9 protein-coding genes and 1 pseudogene are annotated in these 7,437 nt (G+C 61.6%); 5 read left to right on the top strand and 5 right to left on the bottom strand.

What is annotated here, in order from left to right:
* Positions 1–490: pseudogene (locus ACXJ7R_RS20035) on the bottom strand (NAD(P)/FAD-dependent oxidoreductase); the annotation flags it as partial.
* A gap of 313 nt (positions 491–803) precedes the next feature.
* On the opposite strand from ACXJ7R_RS20035, the gene ACXJ7R_RS20030 reads away from it, so the two are divergent.
* Complete coding sequence (locus ACXJ7R_RS20030) at positions 804–1,529, top strand: helix-turn-helix domain-containing protein (RefSeq protein ID WP_457153361.1); 726 nt, start codon at positions 804–806, stop codon at positions 1,527–1,529.
* On the opposite strand, the gene ACXJ7R_RS20025 is transcribed toward ACXJ7R_RS20030, so the two are convergent.
* From ACXJ7R_RS20025 to ACXJ7R_RS20010, 4 genes are read right to left on the bottom strand one after another with little or no spacing between them, the layout of a single operon-like run.
* The gene (locus tag ACXJ7R_RS20025; RefSeq protein ID WP_457153360.1) at positions 1,526–2,566 is read right to left on the bottom strand and encodes a heme-dependent oxidative N-demethylase family protein; all 1,041 of its coding nucleotides are present in this window, start codon (positions 2,564–2,566) and stop codon (positions 1,526–1,528) included. The genes ACXJ7R_RS20030 and ACXJ7R_RS20025 overlap by 4 nt on opposite strands.
* Positions 2,567–2,575: 9 nt before the next feature.
* Positions 2,576–3,541, bottom strand: a complete 966-nt coding sequence (locus tag ACXJ7R_RS20020) for a PDR/VanB family oxidoreductase (protein ID WP_457153359.1) — start codon at positions 3,539–3,541, stop codon at positions 2,576–2,578.
* Positions 3,538–4,134, bottom strand: coding sequence for a dimethylamine monooxygenase subunit DmmA family protein (locus tag ACXJ7R_RS20015; protein WP_457153358.1), 597 nt, complete (start codon positions 4,132–4,134; stop codon positions 3,538–3,540). Before ACXJ7R_RS20015 ends, ACXJ7R_RS20020 begins: the two co-directional genes overlap by 4 nt.
* Before the next feature lie 41 nt (positions 4,135–4,175).
* Positions 4,176–5,309 carry an aminomethyltransferase family protein gene (locus ACXJ7R_RS20010; protein ID WP_457153357.1) on the bottom strand — a complete coding sequence of 378 codons (1,134 nt, stop codon included), beginning with the start codon at positions 5,307–5,309 and terminating at the stop codon, positions 4,176–4,178.
* 287 nt (positions 5,310–5,596) lie between these two features.
* Between ACXJ7R_RS20010 and ACXJ7R_RS20005 the strand changes: the two genes are divergently transcribed.
* The 4 genes from ACXJ7R_RS20005 to ACXJ7R_RS19990 form a co-directional block, all read left to right on the top strand.
* Positions 5,597–5,884 carry a hypothetical protein gene (locus ACXJ7R_RS20005; protein WP_095088227.1) on the top strand — a complete coding sequence of 96 codons (288 nt, stop codon included), beginning with the start codon at positions 5,597–5,599 and terminating at the stop codon, positions 5,882–5,884.
* A 13-nt stretch (positions 5,885–5,897) separates the two neighbouring features.
* Positions 5,898–6,275, top strand: a complete 378-nt coding sequence (locus tag ACXJ7R_RS20000; protein ID WP_095088224.1) for a hypothetical protein — start codon at positions 5,898–5,900, stop codon at positions 6,273–6,275.
* A gap of 32 nt (positions 6,276–6,307) precedes the next feature.
* On the top strand, positions 6,308–6,469 hold the full coding sequence (locus ACXJ7R_RS19995; RefSeq protein ID WP_095088222.1) for a hypothetical protein: 162 nt from the start codon (positions 6,308–6,310) through the stop codon (positions 6,467–6,469).
* 14 nt (positions 6,470–6,483) lie between these two features.
* Positions 6,484–7,437 (top strand): amino acid permease (locus tag ACXJ7R_RS19990; protein WP_457153356.1); only part of this gene is annotated, 954 nt, incomplete at its 3' end.

Genomic DNA, 7,437 nt, shown 5'->3' with positions numbered 1-7,437 from the left:
GCCCGGAGGCGACGACGACATTGTCGAACTCTTCCGAATAGGTGATGTCGTTGGTGCGGTCATGCGCAGTGACGGTGAATTTCTTCGTCGTCTCGGAGAAGGTCACCATGCGCACCGGGCTGTTGAAGCGCACCCATTTGCGCACGCCGGATTTCTCGACGCGGCCCTTGATGTAATCCCACAGCACGGCGCGCGGAGGATAGGAGCCGATCGGCCGGCCGAAATGCTCCTCGAACGTGTAGTCGGCGAATTCCAGGCATTCCTTCGGTCCGTTCGACCAGAGGTAGCGGTACATCGAGCCGTGCACGGGATCGCCATGCTCGTCGAGGCCGGTGYGCCAGGTGTAGTTCCACAGGCCGCCCCAGTCGGACTGCTTTTCGAAGCAGACGATCTCGGGAATGTCGGCGCCCTTGTCGGCGGCCGACTTGAAGGCCCTGAGCTGTGCCAGGCCGGACGGCCCGGCTCCGATAACGGCAACGCGACTTTTCATTGCAGGCCTCCCGATCTGATTTCGACTTTTTGTTTGACGCAATCCCGGACGGAAAACCGTTTCACACTTTTCCTGGAATTGCTCTTACGAAACAAATTTCACTCACAGGACAGTAATTGGCCCGTTCGTGCTGTCAACAGTTCCTGTGTCGAAACAGCGTTTCGGCTGTGAGGATTTCGCGCAAAACCTCGCGCGACCAAACACCGGATGGGTGCATGCGCCTTCAGGCGACTTGCCGTCGCGGTTGCGCTCATGTATCGGCACCTGACATGTTCACCTAGAGTGAAATAAATCCGCAGAGTCCGAGGGCGACATGGCCAACAAGATTTCCGATCCCAACCCTGGTGCCGGCCCTGCCGGCGCAAAGGCCAAGCCGCTGCCCAAGGTTTCGTCGGACGGCAAGACCATCCGGGCGCCGCTGACGCAGAACCCGCACGCCATTCGCGACACCCGCGAAAAAGTGCTGGAGGTCGCGATCGGCCGCGAGGTACGGGCGTTCCGCAAGAAGCTCGGCATCACCGTCGCCGATCTGGCGGTCGCCACCGACATTTCGCTGGGCATGCTGTCCAAGATCGAGAACGGCATCACCTCGCCGTCGCTGACCACCTTGCAGGCGCTGTCGCGGGCGCTCGGCGTTCCGGTCACCGCCTTCTTCCGCCGCTTCGAGGAGGAGCGCAGCGCCGTCTTCGTCAAGGCCGGCGAAGGGCTCGACGTCGAACGTCGTGGCACGCGCGCCGGTCACCAGTACAATCTGCTCGGCCATATCGGCTCCAACACCAGCGGCGTCGTCGTCGAACCCTATTTGATCACGCTGACCGAGGATTCGGACGTCTTCCCGACCTTCCAGCATGAGGGCATGGAGTTTCTCTATATGCTCGAAGGCGAGGTCGTCTACCGGCACGGCAGCAACCTCTATCCGATGAAGCCCGGCGACAGCCTGTTCTTCGACGCGGACGCGCCGCACGGGCCCGAACAGCTAACGCAGCTGCCGATGCGCTACCTCTCGATCATTTGCTATCCGCAGAACAGCGCGGGTTAGTCCGGCCCGAAGCCTGGCGATGTCGGGCTGCCGTCGTCGAGCTTCGACAGCCACTCGACCAGCGTCGGGCGATAGCGCGTCAGGCCCTTGTAGTTGGCGAGTTCGTCCGGAAGGTCTCGGATGACGCGGTGCAGGCGGCGTGCCCATTTCGGCTGCGTCACCAGTTCGTCCATCTTGATCAGATAGCAGCGAATCGGAAAGACGATGCCGTTCGAGCGCGGCAGCCGCCAGAAACTCTGCAGCTCGACGCGCAGGTGCACCTTGTCGCCGACATTCTCCGGCGTCACCGTGGTCCGGTCCGGACCCCATTTGTGATAATTTTCCGGGCTGGTATCGAGGCGCGGATTGATGGTCATCGTCCAGTTTAGGCGCCGCGCCGGCTTGCCTTGCTGGATGTTGGTGAGGAATTTCAGCGCCCGGGTGAAAATCCCCTTTTCATGCGCCAGCGGCACCGGCGCGTGCCACTCGAAGAAGTTCATGCCGATGTCGAAATCGAGCGACCAGTCGGCCTGGGTGGTGACCATGCCGGCATCCATCCACAGATTGCCGTCGCGCTGGTCGAGGATGCAGAAATCGCCTTGGCTCTGCCGGGTGATGTACTCCATCGGCCCGTAGGGCAGCGTCGAGGTGTCGCCGAAAGTGAAGGTGTCGTCGATGCCGAGCGGCCGGTTGATCCAGCGCCAGCGATCGCCGTCGCGGGTCAGCGTGAAATGCTCGGGATAACCCAGCGCCTGCTGCTCCATCAGGAGCTCCAGCAGGTCCCAGCCGGCCAGCGTCATGTGTGGCAGCGACTGGCAGCGCAGCGGATCCTCGGCCAGCACCAGCGCGCGGTCCTGCATCTCGGCGACATAGTGCTCGTCGACGTCGATCAGGTTTTCCAGCACGCTGCCCTTGGGTCCGACGACATGCGGCTCGATGTTGACCGCATACATGTAGGCGTCTTCGTGGAACGGGAACGGGAACCGCCGAATGTGCTCCGGGCTGTTCTTGAAGGTGAAATCGTCGCGGAACGTTTCCTTGCGAAAAGTGATTCCCAAGCTCGCCTCCTATCTTTCCAACACCAGCGACCGGCCCTCGAAGCGCGACACGCACGGCATGATCTTGCAGCCCGAGCGGTGGTCTTCCTCACTCAGCCAGTGGTCGTTGTGGATGAACTTGCCGTCATACGAGATGACATTGGTTTCGCACTGGCCGCAGACGCCGCCACGGCAGAGATAGGGCGGATCGACGCCGGCCGCCTCGATCGCTTCGAGCAGGCTCTGCTGTTCGTCGACCCTGATCGTCTTGCCAGTTACGGCAAGCGTCACGTCGAACGGCAGGCCGGGCTGGGGCGCCGCGAAATGCTCGAAATGCACGGTTTCGGACGGCCAGCCCAGGGTGGCTGCGCGCTCACGCACCCAGTTGATCATGCCGGCCGGACCGCAGACATAGAGATGCGTGCCGAGCGGTTGCGACGACAACAGCCGGTCGAGCTCGATGCGCTCGTCAAGGTCGTCATGATAGAGCCTGACCCGTCGGTCGTAGCGCTCGCGCAGCACATCGGCATAGGTGCCGAGCGAAGCGGTGCGGCAGGTGTAGTGCAGTTCGAAATTGCCGCCTTCCGCCGCCAGCTGCGCGGTCTGCGCCATGAACGGCGTGATGCCGATGCCGCCCGCCAGCATCAGGTGCTTTCTGGCGCGCAGGTCGAGCGAGAACAAATTGACCGGATAGCTGACCACCATTTCATGGCCAGGCCGGACATTCCTGTGCATGAACAGCGAGCCGCCGCGGCCGACATCGTCGCGGCGCACGCTGATCGTGTATTCGCGCGTGTCGAGCGGCGAGCCCATCAGCGAATAGGGATTGAGCCGGGTGCGCTCGCCGTCGCGCATCTCGACCACGACATGGGCGCCCCCGGAAAAGGTCGGCAAGAGCTGGCCGTCGCGGCGGCGGAAATGGAAGCGGGTGACCAGCTCATTGACCGGCACCACATCGCTGACCACGACATCGAGTTTTGTCGTTCCGGTGCTCATCGAAAAATCTCCTCCATCGGAGGAATCTCGCTGCGATCCTCAGCGTTGATGCAGACACCCTGGAACGCCGCGATGCGCCTGGAATAATGGTCGCGCACCAGAAGCAGCAGGCCGCAATGCGCGCAGGTCGCCGGCTGCGTCGTCACGTTCTCGGTGATACCCTTGCAATGCACGCACTGCATGCGCCGTGCCAGCGAGCCGCGATGCTCGGTCTGGATCGAGGTGTGATCGATGCCGGCTTCAAGGGCGGCCTGCATCGCCTGGCCGATCAGGCCTTCGGTGCCGGAGAGATAGAGGCGCAGGCCCATATGCGCATTGGCCAGCGTCTGCCTGAGCCGCGGCAGCAGGCTGGCAAAGGACGGCGCCTCATGAAACTGCGCCGGCTTCAGCGCTTCGAGCGCTGCGGCGTGCTTGCCGTCAGGGCCAGGGATGAAGACGATTTCGGCGCCGTCGAAAAACCCTGGCGGGGTCCGCTCGGCCATCTCCGCTATCGCCAGCGCGCCCTCCGCATCCGCCACGAAAAGATGGTGCTTGCCGGGCTGTGGAGACAGCGTTCCGTAAACGGGCCGGCTGATGATGCTTTTGGCTGCCATTTAAGTCTTCGTGCCTCGAACCCCTCGCTGTTGACTATGCCTCAACCTTTGGCCGTGCGCTTGGTCTTCTTGGGATCGTCGAAGGGGAGCGGCTGCGCCGTCGCCTTGATCGAACCGCTTTTGTTGCGAATCTCGAGCTTGGTGTCCTTGACCGCGCAGTCGACGTCGAGCCGGGCGATGCCCATCGACTTCTTCACCAGCGGCGAATACATCGCGCAGGTCACCACGCCGACCTTCTTGCCGTCGCGATAGACCGGCGCGCCCTCGTCGGCCGGCTCCTTGCCGTCGAGCAGAACGCCATAAATCTTGAAGCGTTCCTTGCCCTTGAGGCGGTAATGCTCCTCGGCGCCACGGAAGCCAGTCTTGCCGGGGCTGACGGTGAAGTCGAGGCCGAGCTCCCACAGCGTGTCGCCGGGACCTTCATTGTCGAACGGGTATTTCTGCGAATTGTCGTAGGGATAGAACAAGAGGTAGCTCTCGACGCGCAGCATATCGAGCGTGGTGAAGCGGCACGGAATGATGCCGGCGCTCTTGCCCTCGTCGAGAATCCTGTCCCAGATCGTGCCGGCATCCTGGCCACGGCAGAAGATCTCGTAGCCGCGCTCGCCGGTGTAGCCGGTGCGTGAAATCATCACCGGAAAGCCGAACAGCTGCGTCTGCATGTGATGGAAATAGTTGAGATCGCGAATAGCAGGCACATGCTTGGCCAGATAATCGACGGCGGTCGGTCCCTGCAGCGACAGGTCATGCAGATTGTCATCGAAGCGCAAGGAGACGTCGCGCCCGACGGAAGCGCGCTGCAACTCCTCATGGCCGGTGCCGGAGCCATGCACGACCATCCAGGAATTCGGTCCGGTGCGGTAGAGGATGCAGTCGTCGGTGAACTTTCCCGCCTCGTTCAGCATGCAGGCATAGGCCGACTTGCCGGGATAGATCTTCTCGACGTCACGCGTGGTGGCCAAATCGATCAGGTGCGAGGCGTGTGGCCCGGTGATGTGGACCTTCTTGAGGCCCGAAACATCCATCAGCCCGGCCTTGGTGCGGATGGCGACGTACTCTTCGTCGGCGTCCTTGTCGTAGGTCCAGGCAGTCCCCATGCCGCTCCAGTCTTCGAGCTTCGAACCAAGGGCGCGATGGCGATCCGCCAGGGTCGAAAATCTCCAGGATGCCGTCATCCKCTCGTCCTCCGTTTCGAAAAATCGTTTGCTGTTCCCTGCCCCCTGCACAGTGGCGGGGGCTTTGGCCGAATATTGACCGCAAACATTCGAGCGCCGCAATACCCATAAGCAATTAATTTCATTGTCAGGCAAAATCCGTCGCACGAAGCAAACGGTTAACCCAACGTAAAATCGGCTTGACAATTGCGGAAATCGGACGGAATTTATGAAAAAAATTTCACTCTCTTGAAAGAGGGCGACGCGCGGTGGATTCGGAACCGTGCGTCGGAAAAAGGGGAAAACCGATGTCAGACATGCAGCAGCGCATTGAAGCGCTGTACCGTTCCGACGTGCGCGGATCCGTGCTCCTGATCGTCTGCCTGTGGGCGACGATCCTCTTCGTCCTCCTCATGACGTGGCCATACATCCCCGATAGCGGCATCAAGGTCGTCGTCGCGATCGCGGCGGCCGCCGTGCTGATCTTCAACACGGCCGCCATCCTGGCGATGGTCAAGCACTACAAGGAAGACAAGGACTTCATCTACGGGCTCGACATCAAGAACGCCGACGCGTTCCGCAACCGCAAGTCCTGAAGGGGTACAAGATATGTCGCGCTACAAACCGCCGGAGCAGAGCAAGGCCGGACAGATTTTCGATATCGTCGTCGTTGTCGTCGCCATCTTCGTCGCCCTGTGGCTGCCGCTGAAACTCGGGCTGGCGGGTGCGGCGAAATCGATCGACGCACTCGATACCAAGACCTGGGAGGCGCTCGGCCAGAACGCGACCATGGCCTCGATCTGGGAAAAGCTCGGCTACACGCCCGAGACCGCGCACGACATCATCCGGAACCGCTTCCACTATGTCATCGACTGGCCGACGCTGATCATCATGGCCGCGGTGCTTATCGGTTATTTCGTCTTCCTGTTCCGCGCCTCCGACCGCGAATATCGCGAAGTCATCAACGAAAAGTTCGACGACAAGTAAAAACTTTCCACGCACAATCGGGGGACACGATCATGTGGATGGCACTCTCCTACGCATGCTGGGGCATCTCGATCGTGCTTGCCCTGTGGATGCTCTACGACTGGTTCAAGGTCGACACGACCTTCTCAGAAGAGGTGCTGACCTCGTCGCGCGAAGGCGAATTGGAAGCCGTTTCCGAAAAACACCGGATTTGAGTGGGGATTGAACAATGACGATCACACTTGAACCGGTAATCCACGGGGACAGGGTCTCACTGCTGCGCGTGCTCGGCCCGGCCCATGTCTGGGCGCTCGGAGTCGGCATCGTGCTGGTCGGCGAATTCACCGGCTGGAATTTCGCCGCCGACAAGGGCGGCGCACTCGCCGCGCTGATCGTCTGCTGGCTCGTCGGACTGCTCTACACCTCGGTCGCGATGATCGATTCCGAAGTGACATCGACCGTCGCCGCCGCCGGCGGCCAGTATGCGCAGGCAAAGCACATTGTCGGGCCGCTGATGGCCTTCAATGTCGCCCTGTTCCTGGTCTTTGCCTACACCATGCTCGAAGTGTCCGACGCGATCCTGCTCGGCGACACCATCGTCGCCAAGGCGGGGGTCGAAGGGCTCACCCACAATTCCTTCATCGCCGCCACCATCGTGGTGCTGGCTTGGCTGAACTATCGCGGCGTGCTGATGACGCTCAACGTCAACTTCGTCATCACCGCAATCGCCTACATCTCGATCGTCATCCTGTTTTTCTCGGTCAGCCCGTGGACGCAGGGCGCCGTGCTGAAGCTCAACGAACTGGTCACACCCGACAACGCCCTGCCCTATGGCTGGATCGGCGTCATCGCCGCCTTCCAGTTCGGCATCTGGTACTATCTCGGCATCGAGGGCACGACGCAGGCGGCCGAGGAAGTGCGCTCGCCTGCGCGCTCGCTGCCCTACGGCACGATGGCCGGCATGATCACGCTTTTGATCGCCGCCGCCATGACCTGGTATGTCTGCGCCTCGATGATGCCGTGGGAATATCTGGGCATCACCTATTACCCGCTGTGGGACGCCGGCAAGCTGACCGGCAGCCCGTTGCTTGAGAACCTGTTGTTCATCGCGACGCTGCTTGCCGCGCTGGCCTCCGCCAATGGCTGCATCAACGATGCGGCGCGCGCCTGGTTCTCGCTCGGC

It is taken from the genome of Mesorhizobium sp. P5_C1, assembly GCF_054049815.1.
The sequence above is the reverse complement of the archived record's forward strand: the minus strand, read 5'-3'. Positions and strand labels throughout refer to the sequence as shown.